Annotated in this window: 12 protein-coding genes; 10 read left to right on the top strand and 2 right to left on the bottom strand. The window is 63.9% G+C overall.

All coding sequences use genetic code 11. The features are described from left to right. Positions 1 to 128 precede the first annotated feature (128 nt). The 7 genes from Tam10B_RS11550 to Tam10B_RS11580 all read left to right on the top strand — a co-directional run bounded on the left by Tam10B_RS11550 (position 129) and on the right by Tam10B_RS11580 (position 12,964). The gene (locus Tam10B_RS11550; protein WP_093961380.1) at positions 129 to 794 is read left to right on the top strand and encodes a DUF4192 family protein; all 666 of its coding nucleotides are present in this window, start codon (positions 129 to 131) and stop codon (positions 792 to 794) included. Positions 795 to 909: 115 nt separating this feature from the next. Then, entirely contained in the window at positions 910 to 2,223 is a 1,314-nt protein-coding gene (locus Tam10B_RS11555) for an RNA polymerase sigma factor (protein WP_093961381.1), read from the top strand. Between the two features lie 116 nt (positions 2,224 to 2,339). After that, positions 2,340 to 4,622, top strand: coding sequence for a DNA gyrase/topoisomerase IV subunit B (locus Tam10B_RS11560; protein WP_093961382.1), 2,283 nt, complete (start codon positions 2,340 to 2,342; stop codon positions 4,620 to 4,622). Positions 4,623 to 4,809: 187 nt separating this feature from the next. After that, positions 4,810 to 6,123 (top strand): hypothetical protein, encoded by a 1,314-nt coding sequence (locus tag Tam10B_RS11565; protein WP_093961383.1) that lies wholly within the window; start codon positions 4,810 to 4,812, stop codon positions 6,121 to 6,123. 114 nt (positions 6,124 to 6,237) lie between these two features. Further along, a complete protein-coding gene (locus tag Tam10B_RS11570) occupies positions 6,238 to 7,227 on the top strand; it encodes a ribokinase (protein ID WP_093961384.1) in 990 nt (329 codons plus the stop codon). A 3-nt stretch (positions 7,228 to 7,230) separates the two neighbouring features. Beyond that, complete coding sequence (locus Tam10B_RS11575) at positions 7,231 to 8,247, top strand: LacI family DNA-binding transcriptional regulator (RefSeq protein WP_093961385.1); 1,017 nt, start codon at positions 7,231 to 7,233, stop codon at positions 8,245 to 8,247. A gap of 58 nt (positions 8,248 to 8,305) precedes the next feature. Further along, positions 8,306 to 12,964: an ATP-dependent helicase gene (locus tag Tam10B_RS11580; protein WP_093961386.1), complete on the top strand. Its 4,659-nt coding sequence runs from the start codon at positions 8,306 to 8,308 to the stop codon at positions 12,962 to 12,964. A gap of 34 nt (positions 12,965 to 12,998) precedes the next feature. On the opposite strand, the gene Tam10B_RS11585 is transcribed toward Tam10B_RS11580, so the two are convergent. Next, entirely contained in the window at positions 12,999 to 15,644 is a 2,646-nt protein-coding gene (locus Tam10B_RS11585) for a DNA gyrase/topoisomerase IV subunit A (RefSeq protein WP_233133709.1), read from the bottom strand. Between the two features lie 79 nt (positions 15,645 to 15,723). On the opposite strand from Tam10B_RS11585, the gene Tam10B_RS11590 reads away from it, so the two are divergent. Continuing rightward, the gene (locus Tam10B_RS11590; protein ID WP_093961387.1) at positions 15,724 to 16,944 is read left to right on the top strand and encodes an alkaline phosphatase family protein; all 1,221 of its coding nucleotides are present in this window, start codon (positions 15,724 to 15,726) and stop codon (positions 16,942 to 16,944) included. A 29-nt stretch (positions 16,945 to 16,973) separates the two neighbouring features. Here the strand turns inward: Tam10B_RS11590 and sepH are convergent, their stop codons facing one another. Further along, positions 16,974 to 18,017, bottom strand: coding sequence for a septation protein SepH (sepH, locus tag Tam10B_RS11595; protein ID WP_093961388.1), 1,044 nt, complete (start codon positions 18,015 to 18,017; stop codon positions 16,974 to 16,976). Between the two features lie 139 nt (positions 18,018 to 18,156). Between sepH and Tam10B_RS11600 the strand changes: the two genes are divergently transcribed. Beyond that, on the top strand, positions 18,157 to 18,453 hold the full coding sequence (locus Tam10B_RS11600; protein WP_093961389.1) for a DUF4193 domain-containing protein: 297 nt from the start codon (positions 18,157 to 18,159) through the stop codon (positions 18,451 to 18,453). A gap of 1 nt (position 18,454) precedes the next feature. Next, on the top strand, positions 18,455 to 18,928 hold the full coding sequence (gene dut / locus Tam10B_RS11605) for a dUTP diphosphatase (RefSeq protein ID WP_093961390.1): 474 nt from the start codon (positions 18,455 to 18,457) through the stop codon (positions 18,926 to 18,928). Positions 18,929 to 18,951: the final 23 nt, after the last annotated feature.

Here is an 18,951-nt window from a genome sequence, read left to right on the forward strand (position 1 = left end):
CCCCATTCGACCACATTGACGTTCGCCCCTAGGCATGCGCGGTGAGCGGTCGTCATAGTGGGAACAGGGTGAAGGACGGCAAAAAAGATGGGCTCGAATCAGGGCCACGAACGCAAGGAGGCGGTCAAATGACAATCGAGGTGGGGCTCAGGCCCCTGGAAGGAGCGTACGCCACCGCGGAGGGGCGCGATGCGATGCGCATGGATGACAAAACGATGGCCGGACTGCGGAAACGATTCCGCGCCAATCGCAGAAGTCAGGGAATACGGCAGGCGGACGCCGACTGGTTCCGCGAGCCGTTCGACGAATGGCACCGGTGGATTTCCGAAGGACAGGACGACGTCTCCCCGGATTCCCTGATGAGACTGTGCGTCGGCATGAACGAAACCCTGGCCATGCGCGATGCGATCATCCTCGCGCCGATGGAGGGCGTGACAAGGGACGATCTGCTTTCGCTGGTGACGAATCCCCATTCGGAATCCAGCTCGACGCTGGTGTGCAACACGCTGACCCGTGGATTCGAAGACGCCTCCCTCGTCCCCGATCCCCGACGCTGCCAGCGCAGCATCGATGCGCTCGCGCATATGATCACGATCGCTCCGGAAGACTACGGCGCGCAGCCCCTGTCGGCGCTCGCCTACCTGCTGTGGTGGGTCGGGCGCGACGAACAATCGCTGGCCTGCTCGCTGCGGGCGCTGTACGTGGACGACTCGTGCATGATGGCGTCGATCCTGCTCGGCGTCGTGCAGCGCGACATCCATCCGGCATGGATCCAAGCCGATATCCGGGAATGATCGGGAATAATCGTCCTTGGAACGTGGTTCACTCTATTAGTTGACAATTTGCTCTTGCCATAAGTGTGTCTTCATGCTATAGGAGACGCCGACAGGACGAACCAGGAGGACAAGTTTGGCCACCGAGAAGGCAACACGGAAGACGACCCGTACCAGGAAGACGTCAGGTGCCGCAAAGACGGCGAGGACTCGCAAGAGCGCCGCCAAGAAGGCCGAGCAGGAGCCGATCAAGCAGAACGACGATCTGCTGGAGGGCGACGACCTGCTGGACGACGTCGAGGACATCGACGACGAGGACTTCGACGAGAACGACGTCGAGGACGTCGACGGCGAGGACGACGTCGAGGAGACGGACGACGACGAGGAGAACTCGGGCGACGACTCCGAAGAGGAGGAAGAGAAGCCCAAGCCCCCGGAACAGCCCAAGGAGAAGGGCGCGTTCGTCGTCACCGATCTGGACGACGACGACAACTACACCCCTTCGGGCAATCCGAAGCGTCGCGTGATCGCCACGGGAGCCACTGCGGACCCGGTCAAGGACTACCTCAAGCAGATCGGCCGTGTCAGCCTGCTGAACGCCGAGCAGGAGGTCGATCTGTCCGAACGCATCGAGGCCGGCCTGTACGCGCAGCATCTGCTTGACACCGAGGACGATCTCGACTTCAAGCGCAAGCGTGAGCTCAAGTGGGCCGCGAACGACGGCCGCAAGGCCAAGGACCACCTGCTGGAGGCCAACCTGCGACTTGTGGTCTCCTTGGCCAAGCGCTACACCGGACGAGGCATGCTGTTCCTGGATCTGATCCAGGAGGGCAACCTCGGTCTGATCCGCGCCGTGGAGAAGTTCGACTGGAAGAAGGGCTTCAAGTTCTCGACCTACGCCACCTGGTGGATCCGCCAGGCCATCACCCGAGCGATGGCCGATCAGGCCCGCACCATCCGCGTGCCCGTGCACATGGTGGAGGTCATCAACAAGCTCTCCCGCGTGCAGCGTCAGATGCTGCAGGATCTCGGCCGTGAGCCCACGCCCGACGAGCTGGCGCGCGAGCTCGACATGCCGGTCGAGAAGGTGCAGGAGGTCCAAAAGTACGGCCGCGAGCCCATCTCGCTGCACACCCCGCTGGGCGAGGACGGCGATTCTGAGTTCGGCGACCTGATCGAGGACACCGACGCCATCGCCCCGTCCGATGCGGTCGCGTTCTCCCTCCTGCAGGAACAGTTCAAGCAGGTGCTGGAAACCCTGTCCCCGCGTGAGGCTGGCGTGATCAAGATGCGCTACGGTCTGGAGGATGGACAGCCCAAGACCCTGGACGACATCGGCCGCGTGTACGGCGTCACCCGCGAGCGCATCCGCCAGATCGAATCCAAGACGATGTCGAAGCTGCGCCACCCGTCCCGTTCCCAGACCCTGAGGGACTTCCTCGATCAGTGATCGACGACTGTTCCCGACCATTCGCTCCCTCGCCCGCGCGGGGGAGCGTTTCCATGCCGGTGCACGGTAGCGTGGCCGGCGTCACAATACAGAAATTGCGTTAGCGAAGGAGGGCCATGGCGGCGCAGAAGGAAGAATACGGCGCGAAGGATCTGGCGGTTCTCGAAGGACTGGACGCGGTTCGCAAGCGTCCCGGCATGTACATCGGAACCACCGATTCCCAGGGCCTTATGCACTGCCTGTGGGAGATCATCGACAACGCGGTGGATGAGGCGCTCGCCGGCTTCTGCACCAGGATCGTCGTGACGCTGCACGCCGACGGTTCGATCACGGTGGCGGACAACGGCCGAGGCATTCCCGTCGACAAGGAGCCCAAGACCGGTCTGAGTGGCGTGGAGGTGGTGCTTACCAAGTTGCACGCCGGCGCGAAGTTCGGTAACTCCTCATACAATGCGGTCGGCGGCCTGCACGGCGTGGGATCCTCCGTGGTCAACGCGCTGAGCTCCAGGCTCGACGTGGAGGTGGACCGCAACGGCAAGACCTACCGCATGGAGTTCCGTCAGGGCCATCCCGGCGTGTACACCGACGCGGATCCCGCGCATCCCTCCCCGGACTCCCCGTTCAAGAAGACCCGTAAGCGTTCCCCCACGGAATTGCGTGAGGTCGGCACGGTGGAGGCGAACGTCACCGGTACCCGCATCCGTTACTGGGCGGATCCTGAGATCTTCAACAGCACGGCCAAGTTCAGCTACGATCAGCTGATCGACCGTGTGCGACAGACCAGTTTCCTGGTGCCGGGCCTGTCGATCACCGTGGTCGACGAGAACGTGCCCGAAACGGGCGACGAATCCATCGACGATCTTCGTGAAACGGACGAGATGATGCTTCCGGACCGGGAGCAGAGCACGGAGGCTGCCGTCGCCGAGCAGTCAGAGGCCGATCAGCCCGCAGACGAGGCGTCTTCCGAGGACGGCATTCCCGCCGCGGCGACTGTTGCGGAACGCGCCGGACATGCCCGTGTGGAGGAGTTCTGCCACACCGGCGGCGTGGTGGATTACGTTGACTTCCTGTCCAAGGGCGAGCCGGTGTGCGGCATCTGGCACATCTCCGGCGAAGGCACCTACGAGGAGGAGACCCAGGTGGTGGGTCCCGGCGGTGACCTGCACGCCCAGATGGTGGAACGCACCTGCGGCGTGGACATCGCCCTGCGTTGGACCAACAACTACGACACCACGATCCGCAGCTTCGTCAACGTGGTGGAGACGCCCGGCGGCGGCATGCACGTGGACGGCTTCCTCAACGCGGTAACCCGCCAGGTTCGCAAGACTGTGGAGGCCAACGCACGCCGTCTCAAGGTGAACCTCAAGGATTCCGGCACCAAGATCGAGCGCGACGACGTGACCACCGGACTCGTGGCCGTGGTCACCGTGCGCATCGCCGAACCACAGTTCCAGGGACAGACCAAGGATGTGCTCGGCACGGCACAGGTCAAGCCGATCGTCACCCGTCTCACCGACAAGCAGTTCGGCGAGATGATCACCGGCTCCAAGCGGGGATACAAGGAGCCATCCTCCCGTGTGCTGGAGAAGATCGTCGGCGAAATGCACGCCCGTATCCAGGCACGCAAGACCAAGGAGGTCACGCGGCGCAAGAACGCCCTCGAATCCGCATCCATGCCGTCCAAGCTGTCCGACTGCCAGCCCGGCAACGACGACATCGCCGAACTGTTCATCGTGGAGGGTGACTCCGCGCTCGGCACCGCCAAGGCCGCCCGCAATTCCGGTTTTCAGGCGCTGCTGCCCATCCGCGGCAAGATCCTCAACGTGCAGAAGGCGTCGGTGTCCCAGATGCTGGCCAACAAGGAATGCGGTGCGATCATTCAGGTGGTCGGCGCCGGTTCGGGCGCCACGTTCGACATCTCCCAAGCTCGGTACAACAAGGTCATCATGATGACCGATGCCGATGTGGACGGCGCGCATATCCGCATCCTGCTGCTCACCCTGTTCTACCGGTACATGCGTCCGCTCATCGAGGCCGGTCACGTGTACGCCGCCGTGCCGCCGCTGCATCGCATCGCGTTGACAGGCAAGCGCAAGGGCGAATACATCTACACGTATTCCGACGACGAACTGGCCTCCAGAGTAGCGCAGCTCAGGCGGGATCGCATCGGCTTCGACGAGGACATCCAGCGTTACAAGGGTCTGGGCGAGATGGACGCCGACCAGCTGGCCGACACCACCATGGACCCGCGCACGCGCATGCTGCGTCGCATCCGCATGGAGGACGCCGCCCAGGCCGCGGACATCTTCGATCTGCTCATGGGCGGCGAGGTGCCTCCGCGCAAGAAGTTCATCGTGGACAACGCCGACGACTTCGACAGGTCCAACATCGACGCCTGACGATTCGCGGCCATGTCTTCGCCGGCCGATGCGCCATGCAAAAATGTGGATAACTTTCGAGTTGCTCCACTTATCCACATTTTCGCATCGGCCGGTGGCGGACGATTCGCCCGCGTGCCATAGTGTGCCTTGCACAGGCCTTCCGGAAGGTCCGGCAGGGGACAATGGTGCGCAAAGAAGGGTGATCATGTCCACGAATTTCAACATGGATACCACGGGCTTTCTGCAGACGATCAACAAGCTCGAGCGACGGTTCGACGAACTGACCTCGCGCGAATCGCAGCGCAGGGTATATGAGAACGACGGCGTCAACCCCGAACCGCTCGACCACCGCCTGTACGTGCTGGCGCACGAGGTATTCACCAATACGGGATGGTCCATGGACCTGTTCTCGGCGGCCGCATGCTTCGACGTGACGCTGATGGATGAATGCCGCCGGTTCCTGCAGGGATCCGCATCGGTGGTGCGTCGGTACGGACTGCCGGTATGGCTGTACGATCTGATGAACGCGTCCACGCTCGCGGCCTACACGGGGGAACCGTCCGATCGCATGCCGAAATGCATCCGCATCCTTACACCGCGTGAGCTCGCCATCCGAGGCATGGCAAAAGGCCGAAAGCGCTATGGCTCCAAGAAACAGCGCAAAGAGGACGTCTGGCAGTTCGTCCGCGAGACCCATCGGCTCGGCGCGTTCACCATGCTCAAATGGGGTGAGCGCGAACCGAGGAGCCTGTCCATCGCCCGTATGATGCTCACCGATCCCGGCATCGGCATGAGCATGCTGCGTGACGACGCCGGCGTGGACGGCATGGGCGCGGTTCCCGACTACCGGTACCGTCGCGTGGTCGCCTACGAGGAGGATCTGATGGACCAGGTCGGGCGTTGGGATGACGATCACCGGAATGGCGCGGAGACGGTGGACGGGAACGATGATCACGGATTCACCGCTGTCGGTGCGCGATATCTGCGTGACGGCGAACGGTTGGTCGAAGCATACGAACATCTGTGGAACAAGGAGACCCCGCGCTCGCGGGACGTGCTGCTGTCTGCCGGCAACCGCGACGACAATCGCCGGGACATGCCGCTGTGGCAGAATCCGGTGATGCTGCGCAACCTTGCCATTTCGCTGCTGGGATCCGCATTGGCTTCCGACCTGATCGTGGGATTCGAGGATCGTGATCGCAGGATGTTCGACCGCGGTGTGGAGCAGCTGCGTGAGGCGATGACGATCGTGAAGGAAGACGGCTTTGCCATGATGCCGAAACTGCTGATCGACCGCTATGACCCTGGTGTGGAGTCGCTGCTGTACTGCAGCGAGGAGGAGTCCGAATCGAGGCAGCGTCTGTTCCGTGATCTGTGCGAGGGACTGGCCTGCGTGGTCCTGCACCGGGTGTCCGACGATGCTCGGTCCCGGCGGATGGCGATCGCGCTGATCGAATGCGAGACGGGAGCGTACGAGGAACTGGTGAGTGATTGCGATGAAGCCGCTTGTCAAAAGTAGTTTAACGTTTTACCATATGAGAGGACAGTCTTTTTGCGAAGACGGTCAACCGACGTTGCAATGAAGACGAATGCGCCGAGAGCATGACCTCGGCCTCAACGAAGGAGTTGTCATATGACTGGAACGATCGATCGGGCCGAAGTGTTCTCTCTGCTCGAATCCTTTGCCTCGGCGGATGCGGGCATCGCCGTGGTGGGCTCGATGAACGCCGACTACACCGTGACCACCGAGCGTCTTCCCCAGCCGGGCGAGACGGTGAACGCCGGACCGCTGCGGGTGCTGCCCGGCGGCAAATCAGGCAATCAGGCCGCGTCCGCGGCGAAGATCGGCGCCAAGGTGCGACTGCTCGGCGCCGTTGGACAGGACTCCAATGCCGAGTTCCTGCTCGGCGAGCTGAGGAAGGCCGGCGTTGACGTGTCCGACGTGCTGCATGTTCCCGGTCCCAGTGGCACCACCGTCATCACCGTGGACTCGCACGGCGAGAACACGATCGTCTACTCGCCGGGATCCAACGCGCAGGTGGACGTCGACTACATCCGCGACCACGCCTCCGTCATCACCAATGCCGCTGTGCTGGGATTGTGCCTGGAAAGCCCCCTGCCGGCGGTGATCGAAAGCGCGAAGATCGCTCACGAGGCCGGTGTCAAGGTGCTGGTCAACGACTCCCCGTTCATCCCGAAGCTGCCTGCCGAGCTGATCGCCAACTCCGACATCCTGCTGGTCAACGAGCATGAGATGAGCCAGCTGCTGGGTCTGAGCGAGCCGGAGGACGGGGACTGGGACGGCGTCGATTGGACCGCGATCGCCTCGACGCTGCACGATTTCGGATACGAACAGGCCGTGATCACGCTCGGCGGTGACGGCAGCGTGGTCGTCGACGGCGATCAGGTGGAACGCATCAGCCCGGTACGCGTGGACGCCGTTGACACCACGGGCTGTGGCGATTCGTTCATGGGCACCATTCTGGCCGGTCTGGCCGCGGGCCTGACCTTGGGACGTGCGGCGCAGGTCGCGTCCTATGTGTCTGCCTATGCGGCCACCGGCGCCGGCGCACAGGCCTCCTACGGCGACGTGCGTCAGATTCGCGAGCTGTTCGGCGCCTGACCGATGAGCAAACGAACGACGATCCGAGACGTCGCGGCTGCGGCGGGGGTGTCGGTCACGGCGGTATCGCTGGTGCTCAACAACCGCCCGTCGCGCGTCTCCGAGGAACGCCGCAGAATCATCCTTGACGCGGCCGAGCGCCTACACTACGTGCCCAATCAGGTGGCGCGCACTCTGGTCACCCAACGGTCCATGCTGCTGGCCCTCATCATGCCGGATGTTCAGAATCTGTTCTTCGCCGCGCTGGCGAAACGGATCGAAGACGAATGCCGGCAGGCCGGATACTCGCTGATCATCGCCAACACATCCGATTCCCGAATGGCGGAATCGGAGATTATCCGGCGGCTCTCCGCGCGAGGCGTCGACGGCATGTTCCTCATCGCGGCCGGGGAGTCCTGCGCGAACGTCGACGCCCTGCGATCGGACGTATCCGAATGCCGATGCCCGGTATTGTTCGTGGATCGCCTGATCGATCTCGACTGGTGCGATGGCGTGGGCATCGACAACCGGGCCGGGGGGCGAATGGCCGCACAGTTCCTGTTGGAATGCGGTCATCGACGTATCGCCTGCGTGTCCGGCGACACTCGCATCGGCAATGCCTACGAGCGCCGTGACGGCTTCCTGGAGGCGTTGCGCAACGCCATAGCAGAGGATCCCGTGGCCGTGGTGGAGGGCGACTACCGATTCGAGGGCGGCTATGACGCCGCTGACGCCGTGCTGGAATCAGGCGCCACTGCGGTGTTCTGCTGCAACGATCTGATGGCCATGGGACTGATGCAGCGCATGCACGAGCGTGGCCTTGCCGTTCCCGCCGATCTTTCGGTGATCGGTTACGACGGCATCGCCGAACGGTTCGGATTCGGCAATCCGCTGACCACGATCGGACAGAAGATCGGATGGCTCGCCCATGAATCGGCGATGATCATGCTCGATCGCATCGATCATTCCGGTTCGGACGATTTCCGTCACGTCACGCTGCCGCCGGAACTGATCCGTCGCGGAACCGTACGGATCATCTGAGTGCACGCCGTCCGTTGCCCGCCGGCGCATGTCGGCGCGGAAGGCAAAAATCGGAGGCATGAACGACCCCACATGTCCGGACTGGCTCACCCCTGAGACACGGGACTGGTTCACTCATGCCTTTGGCTCGCCGACCGTCGTGCAGCAACAGGCATGGAATGCCATCCACTCCGGTGACAACGTGCTGGTCACCGCGCCGACGGGATCGGGAAAGACCCTTGCCGCGTTTCTCTCCGCCATCGACACGTTGATTCGGCAGGAGAGCGAACCGGGAAACGCCGCGGTCGGTGCCTCATCGTCGGCCGCGTCACGCCGCGGCGTACGCATCCTCTACATCTCACCACTCAAGGCACTGGGCGCCGACGTGGCCAAGAACCTCCGCCGTCCATTGGACGGTATTGCCGAACGTTTCGAACAGGCGCATGGTCGCGCGCCGCGGATCACCGTGGGCATGCGCAGCGGCGACTCCACCCCCAAGGAACGGCGAGCCATCGCATCCCATCCGCCTGACATCCTCGTCACCACGCCGGAATCCCTGTACCTGCTGCTCACCTCGAAGGCCAGACGCATCCTCACCACCGTGGACACGGTGATCGTCGACGAGATCCACGCGCTGGCGGGCACCAAGCGCGGCGTCCACCTGACGCTCAGTCTGGAACGGCTCGTCCTGCTGGCGGGAGAATTCCAGCGCATCGGACTGAGCGCTACGGTACGACCGCTCGACACGGCGGCTGAATTCCTCGCCGGCGCACGCGACGTGTCCGTCATCGCCCCGCGGGATAGCCCGTCATTCGCATTGCGGATCATCAATCCCGCCGACGAGATGCGCGACATCACGGTTCCGTCAATGTCGGGCGACGATGATGATCACGGATCGATATGGCCTAGGGTCGAACGGTCCATTCTCAACGACATCCTTGCCCACCGCACCACGCTCGTATTCGTCAACTCAAGAGGACTGTGCGAAAAGCTCACGGCCAGACTTAACGACCTGTACGCCGAACGAATCCACGGCCTCCAACCGCTGCGCTATCGCAACCGCGACCATTACGATGCCGTGGCGGGATCCAGTACCATGCTGGTGCATGGCCATGCGCCGGACGACATCATCGCCATGGCCCACCACGGATCCGTCTCCAAGGAACGACGACACCAGGTGGAGGCCGATCTCAAGGCCGGACTCCTCAAATGCGTGGTGGCCACCAGCAGCCTCGAGCTCGGCATCGACATGGGAACGGTCGACCTGGTCATCCAAATATCCCCGCCGTTCTCCGTATCCAGCGCACTCCAGCGTGCGGGACGCGCCGACCACCGGGTCAACGGCATCTCGCACGCATGGTTCTACCCGCTCACCCGAGAGCAGATCCTCATCACCGCAGCCACCGCCGAGGCCATGCGGGACGGACACATCGAATCGCTGACCATACCCGCCAATCCGTTGGACGTCCTCGCGCAGCAGACCGTGGCTGCGGCCGCCATGGGACAGCTCGACCACGACGACTGGTACCGGGTCGTCCGTCGGGCCGCCCCATACCGTCATTTGGACGAGAACGCCTACGACGCGACAATCGGCATGATGTCGGGCCAGTACAGCGGCGAGGAATTCTCCGTCTTCCGCCCCGCACTCGTCTGGGACCGGCGCACCGGCGCCATCAGCGCCAGACCGGGGGCGCAACGCCTCGCCGTCACATGCGGCGGCACCATCCCCGACAGGGGAACCTACAGCGTGGTCCTCGCCGACGAATCCGCCGGCAGAGGGGCCAAACGCGTCGGCGAACTCGACGAGGAAATGGTCTACGAATCCCGCATCGGCGACGTGATCACCCTAGGCACCTCCACCTGGCGCATCCGGGAAATCACTCACGACCGTGTCATCGTCACCCCCGCCCCTGGGCAGACCGCACGACTGCCGTTCTGGCACGGAGACGGGCCGGGGCGAGACGCCGACAGCGGCGAAACCATAGGACGCGTCACCCGTGAACTGACCGCCGGGCTCGACCATGACAGCCGATTCGTCGGCCCCATACTCCGTCGACTCCGCAACGATGGACTCGACGAACAGGGAATCGACGAACTCTCCCATCTGCTCGCCGAACAGCAGGCCGCCACCGGACGCATCCCCGACGACCGCACACTCGTCATCGAGCGATGCCAGGACGAGGACGGCGACTGGCGGGTGATCATCCATTCGCCATACGGGCGGAGAATCCACGAACCATGGGCCATGGGCATCGATATGCGGCTCAGGGAGCAATACGGATACGAAGGCCAGACCATGGCCGCCGACGACGGCATCGTGCTGCGCGTGCCGGACACCAGCGAGGCATTGCCATGGAAAAGCCTGATCGTCTTCGAACCGGACGAGCTTGAGCAAAACGTTCGACGGCACATCGCCGAAACGGCCCTGTTCGCCGCACGATTCCGGGAAAACGCCGCACGATCGCTGTTCATGCCGCGCATGAACCCCACGCGACGCGTGCCCCTATGGCAGCAGCGGCTGCGAGCCGCACAGCTGCAGACCGCGGCCTCGGCCATACCCGGGTTCCCCCTCATCCTCGAAACCGCGCGCGAATGTCTGCAGGACGTCTACGACATGGCCGCGCTCCGTCGCATGATGACCGCGCTCGCGAACGGTCGCATCGCCGTGGCAAGCGCGCAGACCATTACCCCGTCGCCGTTCGCCCGGTCGCTGCTGTTCGGCTACACCGGCGCCTACATGTACCAGTACGACGTGCCGCAAGCCGAACGTGCCGCCGCCACGCTTGCCTTGGATCCCGAGCTACTCGCGGGACTGCTGGGCGATGACGGTGCGGAGACGAGTCTGCCGCTTGACGCACAGGTGATCGAACGGACCGAGGCCGAGCTGCAGTGTCTGGCCGATGACCGGCGCAAACACGGCATGGAAGGAGTCGCCGATCTGCTGCGTCTTCTGGGCCCGCTTTCCGTGAACGACATCGCCGCGAGACTGCGGGACGGACAGTCGGCGGGGGAGTATGTCGAACGGCTCAGCCAGGAATGCAGGGCCGTTGCTTTGCCCATACGCGGGATCACCTACTGGGCCGCCCCCGACGACGCGCGTCGGTTGGACGAGAACCCCGACGATCTGATCCTGCGCTACGCCGGTACGCACGGCCCGTTCACCGTCGAAGCCATCGCCGAACGATTCGGGCTGCATGAAGGGCAGACCCGGGCCGAGCTCAACTACCTCGCCCGCGAAGGACGTCTGCTGCGCGGCGGTTTCGGGACGGATACGACAACGCGCTGGCTCCATCCGAAGGTGTTCCGCATCCTTCGCCGCCGGTCCCTTGACAAGGCGCGGGCGGCTGTGCGGCCGGTATCGGCCTTCGCATATCAGGCGTTTCTGGTGGATCGTCTGGGGCCGCAGTCGGTCGGCGGACAGCGATATGAGGGGGTTGACGGCCTGTTCGACGTCATCGGAATGCTGGAAGGCGTGGCGCTTCCGGCGGCCATGTGGGAGACGACGGTATTCCCGTCCCGTGTGCACGATTACCATGCCGGCATGCTCGACGACCTGCTGGCATCCGGCGACGTGTTCTGGGTGGGTTCCGCCGTCGGCGGTGCAGGAAGAGGCTCCGGCAGGACCATCGCCTGGTATGTTTCGGACTCGCCATTATCACAAGACAACGTGTTGAGCGGTAATGTTTCGGACGTACCCGAGGCTATGCGGTCCGGCGGCTCCTGGTATGCCCGCCAACTGAAGCCCGACGATGTTCCGGATTCGGTGTTCCTGACACGTATGAGAGCGCTGATGTGGAACGGCGGGATCACCTGCAGTTCGTTCACGCCGGTTCGTCTGGCTCTCGGGGGGAAGAGGTCGCCGAACCGGAGAACGTCTCGCGGTCGGCGGTCCGTGGGAGCCGTCAGACGCGGTCTTTCGGAACGGTCACGACCGACCGTGCTGGATACCGAACTCGCCGGATTATGGTCGCTGACGTTTCCGTTGTCGAAGGATCACGGGGGCTTGCCCAGCGAATCGGATTCCGACGGCGACGCGATCGCCACGCGCCGGGTCGTGGACGTGACGGAGAGCCTGCTGGACCGGTACGGCGTGGTCAGTGCGCCACTGGTCGAAATGATCGGACTCGCCGGAGGATTTTCCGGAATCTATCCGGTGCTGCGCCGCATGGAGGACCGCGGCGACGTGATCCGAGGCATGTTCGTGGAAGGTTTCGGCGCCGCGCAGTTCGCTCGACGGGATGCCGTGGATGCCTTGCGCTCCGCGGCGGCTGACGCCGATGGATGCGGACGCGGGGCTGGTAATGAGTCTGTGTCCGTCATCGCGATGGATGCGCTTGATCCGGCCTGCCTGTTCGGCGCTGCGATCCCATGGCCCGATCCGGCTCCCATGCCCGACAACATGTCGATCGACGTCGAATCGCATACGATACTGCGTCCGACGCGTCGTGAAGGGGCCGTGGTCGTGACATCGGCCGGCCGGGCAGTGCTGTATGCCACGCCGCGAAGCCATCATCTGGTCGTATTCTCGGCAACCGGAACGACGGACACGGCGTATGACGACGATCTGCTGCGCCGCGCGTTCGGCGAACTGGCCTATGCGTTGCGTGATCGTTCCCGTTCGACGACGTTGTTCTGCGACGTCAACGGCATGCCTCTGACGCGGGGAAATCCGTTCTGGCAGATCATGCATGCCGCGGGATTCGCTCCCTCGCCGCAGGGGCTGAAGATCTATCCATGACTTCCGCCCCTGCGAATTATGGTCCCCGACGGAGTCAGGCGACGATGGCGATGGGGGAGTCCAGGTCCACTCCGGATCCGTCGCGGCGCATATCCGGCGACGGCAGCGCGACCGGAGCCCCGGATGCGGCCGAGGCGAACAGCGGCCACGCGCCCACTCGCGCGAGCAGCAGCGTATCCTGCCCCTTGAGGAAACGCTGGGATCTCACGCCGCCGGTGCCGCGTCCCTTGGTCGGGTACAGTTCCAAAGGCGTGATCTTCGCGCTGCCGTTCTCCGTACCCTCCAGCGCCTCGGAGTCGCCGGCGACCGTAAGCACCACGGCGCCCGAATACAGGACTTCGCCGCTTTCGGTTTCAGACTCCGTCCACGCAAGACGCCCGGCGGGAACGACCGCAAACGCGGCCACCTGGCAGCCCTCGGCGAGCCTGATACCAGCCATGCCGGCGGAATTGCGCCCCTGGGCGCGCACATTGCCCGCGTCGAAGGTCAGCAGAGAGGAATCCGTGGACACGAATACCAGACGATCCTCATCGGCTGCCGGAGCCGCGGCGAGTGCGACGTCGCCATCCTTGAGGTCGATGACGCTCCACGAATCCATTGTGGTGGGGGACTCCCGATTCCACCGCTTGATCACGCCGCCGCGCGTGCCGATCGCCAACGGACGGTCGTCATCCAGCGCCACGGCGGCGATCACGTGCTCACCCGCGATCGGCTCGGTGCTTTCCGTCATCGTCAGCAGTTCGTCGGCGGCCACGCCTCCCGAAACGTTCGGCTCGGCGGTCGCGGGCAATGCCGGCAGATCCGACACATGCGCCAGCACGAAACGACCGGCCGAGGTCACCAGACCATAACGGGACGTGGTGGTGGTGCGGAACTCCGAAACGATCTCGTCGTTCGCGCCGCGGGCCGTATGCGGGCCACGTGCCGCCAGCGCGTCGAGCGCGCTTTCGCCGCTGCGGGCGATCAGCCCGGATGCGGAAAGCAGCACGGAGCAGGGCTCCTCGCTGATCGTCAGCGAAGCGACGCCGTGCTGGGCTGCCTGGGCAGCCTGTTGCGCCGCCTGAGTCGCGCGTGCCATACCCTTGGCTCCGTTGATGGCGGCCTCGGTATCGGCGGCATGCCCGGCGGAGAGCGTTGCGGCCTCGCTGTGCACGGGGGAGAGTTCGCCACTGGGTGCGGCATCCAGCAGCACCGTGCGTCGGGGAGTACCCCACTTGGCTACGGCCTGGTCCATCTCATCGGTCACCACACGATCCAGTCGCTCATCGGAGCCGAGGATCTCGTCAAGTTCTTCGATGCGGCGGCGGAGGTCATCACGTTCCGCCTCCAGTTCGATACGGCTCATGCGGGTCAGTCGGCGCAGACGCAGATCAAGGATGTACTGCGCCTGAATGTCGTCGAGCTCGAACACCGCCATCAGACGGGTCTTGGCGGCATCGGCGTCCTCGGATCCTCGGATCACCTGAATGACCTCGTCGATGTCGATCAGGGCCAGCAGCAGGCCCTCCACCAGATGCAGGCGCTCCTCGGCCTTGCGCTTGCGATAGGCGCTGCGGCGGCGGACCACGGAACGTCGATGGTCGATCCACACCTGCAGCAGCTCCCTGAGCCCCATGGTGTGCGGTCGGCCGTCGACAAGCGCCACATTGTTGATCGTGAACGAATCCTGCAGCGGAGTGTGCTTGAACAGCTGGGCGAGCACGGCCTCCGGATTGAAGCCGGTCTTCACCTCGATCACCAGACGCGTGCCGTTGTGCCGGTCGGTCAGATCGATGGCACCGGTGATGCCCTCGAGCTTCTTGCTCTTCACCCCTTCGGAGATGCGTTCCAGCACCTTCTCCGGCCCCACCATGAACGGCAGCTCGGTCACCACAATGCCCTTCTTGCGCGCCGTGATGTTCTCCACATGCGTCACCGAGCGCGTGACGAACGATCCTCGACCGTTCTCATACGCCTCGCGAATGCCGTCACGGCCGATGATGATGCCTCCGCCCGGCAGATCCGGGCCGGGAACATACCGCATCAGATCGTCCACCGACGCGTCGGGATGCGCCATCAGATATTTGGCCGCGGCCACCACCTCGCCAAGGTTGTGGGTAACCATGTTCGTGGCCATGCCCACCGCGATGCCGGACGATCCGTTGACCAACAGGTTCGGAATGGCCGCCGGCAGCACCTCGGGCTCCTGCAGCTTGTTGTCGTAGTTCGGGCGGAATCCCACCGTATCCTCGTCGATGTCGGCGTTCATGCCCAACGCCGCGGGAGCCAGACGGGCCTCGGTGTATCGGGAGGCGGCCGGCCCGTCGTCGAGCGAACCGAAATTGCCGTGGCCGTCGACCAGAGGCAGTCGCATGGCGAACGGCTGGGCCAGACGGACCATGGCCTCGTAGATCGCGGAGTCGCCATGCGGATGGAGCTTGCCCATCACCTCGCCCACCACACGGGCCGACTTCATATACGAACGGTCCGGAGTCAGGTTCATCTCGCCCATCTGATAGATGATGCGCCGCTGCACAGGCTTGAGACCATCACGCGCGTCCGGCAGCGCACGGGCGTAGATCACCGAATACGCGTATTCGAGGAACGAACGGCTCATCTCCTCGTTAAGTGGCGTATCGACGATGTTCTCCCGCACCGTGCGAGGATCGAACGACGGCTTGGTCTTGTGCTTCGTGGCCAACGCTTGAACTCCTTTGCGAACGTGAATCAACCATCCATATTACGACGACTTGACGGGAAGCAGTGGTTCAATGGAAGGCATGAGTGTGGAAGTGCCCGACCCGAATGAGCTGCTGAGGCTGCAGCCGACCGTACGATACGATGACCGAAACGATCAGGGTCGTGGAGGAATCCGACATCTGAGCACGGTGCTGCCGGCGATCAGTGCAGCCATCGGCTGCCCCATGCCGACACCGATTCATGCCGATCCGGGACTCGCCCGCGAACAACTCGGATTGCCCGAGGCCTCCAGCGCGGTCATCGTGCTGGTCGACGGTCTTGGCTTCTGGAATCTGGCCATGCGCCGCGGCCACGCCCCGTATTTGCGCTCGCTGCTCGACGACTCCGCCTGCTCGAGGCCGATCTCCACCTGCTATCCCAGTACCACGGTGGCCGCCATGAGCACGTTCGGCACGGGCACCTGTCCCGGCCTGACCGCCATGACCGGCTACACCCAGTTGAATGTGCAGACCGACGCTATCTGCCAGCTCATCCAGTTCAAGGACGCTCCCGAACCGCAGGAGTTGCAACGCCAGCCGACGATCTTCGAGCGACTGACGGCAGGGGGAGTGCGGGTCACCTCGTCCGGTCTGCCCAAGTTCGCCTCGTCGCCGCTCACCCAAGCGGCGTTCCGCGGCGCGGACTACATCTCCAACGTTCTTCCCCGTGATCGTGTGCTTGCCGCGGCCAAGGCGGCGCGAACCCCCGGTCTGACCTATCTGTACATTCGCGACGCCGACAAGACCGGACACAACTACGGGTGGGACTCCGACCGTTGGATCGGCGCGTTCGAACGCATCGATGCCCAGCTGGGACTGCTCAGCCGCAGTGTGCCCAAGGGGACGCTGATCGTCATCACGGCCGATCACGGCATGATCTCCACGGATCCCGCTCAGCGCATCGACATCGCGCAGGAACCCGTGCTGGCCCGTGGCGTACGCACAGTGGGCGGGGAGCCCCGTGCGCTCATGCTGTATCTCGAACCGGGCCAGTCGGCGGACGAGGTGGCATCCCGCTGGCGTGAACGGCTCGGGGACTCCGCCTTGGTCCGTACTCGTGAGGAGGCCGTGGCCGACGGCGTCTACGGACAGGTGGAGCCGCGCGTGCTGCCGATGATCGGCGACGTGCTGGTCAGCGCGGCGGGACGGACGACCATCGTCGACTCGCGCATCCAGACCGACAAGGCGACCAGGCTGCCGTCCGTGCATGGTTCCCAGACGTCAGCGGAAATGGACATTCCTCTGTTGATCGACGTGGCCTGACTCCTCTGCCGGAGGAGTCTTCCGCGCCGTTATTCACCGAACAGGATCTCATCCCAACTAGGCACCGCGGAACGTCGGCTCTTGCGACGCGGTTTGGCCGGTGCCGCTTCGTCTCCGGAGTGGCCATCGCCCTGCGCGTTGGACACCAGAGGGGAGACCTTGTCGCCGTCGCCGTTCTTGTCGGTGTCGGTCTGCGCCGATTCCTCAGTCCGGGCGTTTCGTCCGTCCTTGCCGGTCTTGTCTCCGTACAGCCAGTCGCCGGTGGTCTTCGTGCCGTCGGCTTTTCGATCTCCCGCGCCGTCGTCATGACCGTCCGGTGTCGTGATCGTCGAGGATGACGGTACGGGGGAGTCCGGCGACTCGCCTGCCGGCAGGGGAGAATCGCCGTGGCTGTCCGAAATGTGGACATCGTTTACTGAATTCTTGTCATTCTGGGAACGGTCGAAAACGGAATGGGAGTCGTCCGGTTCTCCGCCGTTCGGCTCGAAGCGCTTCGCCTTCAGCAGCATGCCCGCCGTCGTATTCATGGGCGTGACCGAATTGTCACGCATGTCCCACGCCCACTCTGCCTTGATCAGACGCCCCGCGGTCTCGAACGACGCATGGATACGCCATGGTTCACGGGTGTGGCGGGTGGCCGACCAGCGAACCGTGTCCATGGGAATATGGGCCGCGCGCAGCGATGCCTCCACCACGTCAAGCACGCTGCGACTACGTGACGTGGTGGAGGCGGGAGCGGAGAAGAACTGGTTGATGGCGTACTTCTTCTCCGTCTCCACCGGCTGGGCGAAACGCCGCACCAGCACTTCGCTTACGGAATAGTTCTTCGCCACCTCGCTGGGGCTGGCGCCGGCGCGGATCATCGACTGGATCATGGAGATGGGGATCGTGGCGCTGGATTGCGGATCCGGCGCATCGCCACGCTCCACCCGGATCTGCTTGCTGGCGAGAATGCCTTGTTCGAGACGGTCGTCGATACGCACGAGGAAGGAATGACCGTCCATGGAAAAGACCAGATCGCCGTTTTTATCGACACGTTCGAAATGCGCCACCTTGAGCGTTTCATTCGACATACAGGCACCCGACTTCCTACAAAGATCACTGATATATCTATTGTGCCCCACGTGTCGGAATTTTGCGGGTATTTGAAATCGTGTATCCTATGGCGCAGAACATGACGCCAATGTCTTTTGAATAGAAAGGAGTCCCATCATGGCACAGGATTACGATACCCCCAGAAGCAAGGACGAGGACGAGGAGTCCATCGAGGCTCTGGGCAAGAGCTCGAGGCAGAATCAGGCCGGCGACATCGACGACGATGAGAACGCCATCGCCGAGGACTACGAGCTGCCCGGCGCCGATCTGAGCAACGAGGACTCGTCCGTGACCGTCATCCCGATGCAGGGTGACGAGTTCGTCTGCTCCGAATGCTTCCTGGTCAAGCACCGCAGCCAGCTGGCCTACACCACCGACGATGGCGATCCCGTCTGCGAGGAGTGCGCCGGCTGACATGACATACGACGAGACATACAACGGTCCCGAAAACGTGGAGGTGCTCGTCAAGTCACTGACCGGCGCCCCCGTCGATCTGCACTATGCTCACGGCGGTGACGCCGGCGCCGACCTGCGGACCACGCAGCGGGTAGAACTCAAGCCGTTCGAACGCGCCTTGGTGCCCACAGGTGTGGCCATGGCACTGCCCGCAGGATATGTGGGGCTCGTGCATCCCCGTTCCGGACTGGCGGTCAAGCAGGGCGTCACCGTGCTGAACGCGCCCGGAACGATCGACGCCGGATACCGTGGCGAGATCAAGGTCCCGCTGATCAACCTCGACCCCGAACACACCGTGGTCTTCGAGCCGGGGGACAGGATCGCCCAGCTGGTCATCCAGCGCTATGTCGAGGCGCGTTTCATCGAGGCCGAGCGACTTCCCGGATCCGATCGCGCCGGACGTGGATTCGGTTCCACGGGAATCAATTCCTGACGAATGCCGCGCCCCGCAAAACG

It is taken from the genome of Bifidobacterium vansinderenii (assembly GCF_002234915.1).
In the GTDB taxonomy this organism is placed as follows: Bacteria; Actinomycetota; Actinomycetes; order Actinomycetales; family Bifidobacteriaceae; genus Galliscardovia; species Galliscardovia vansinderenii.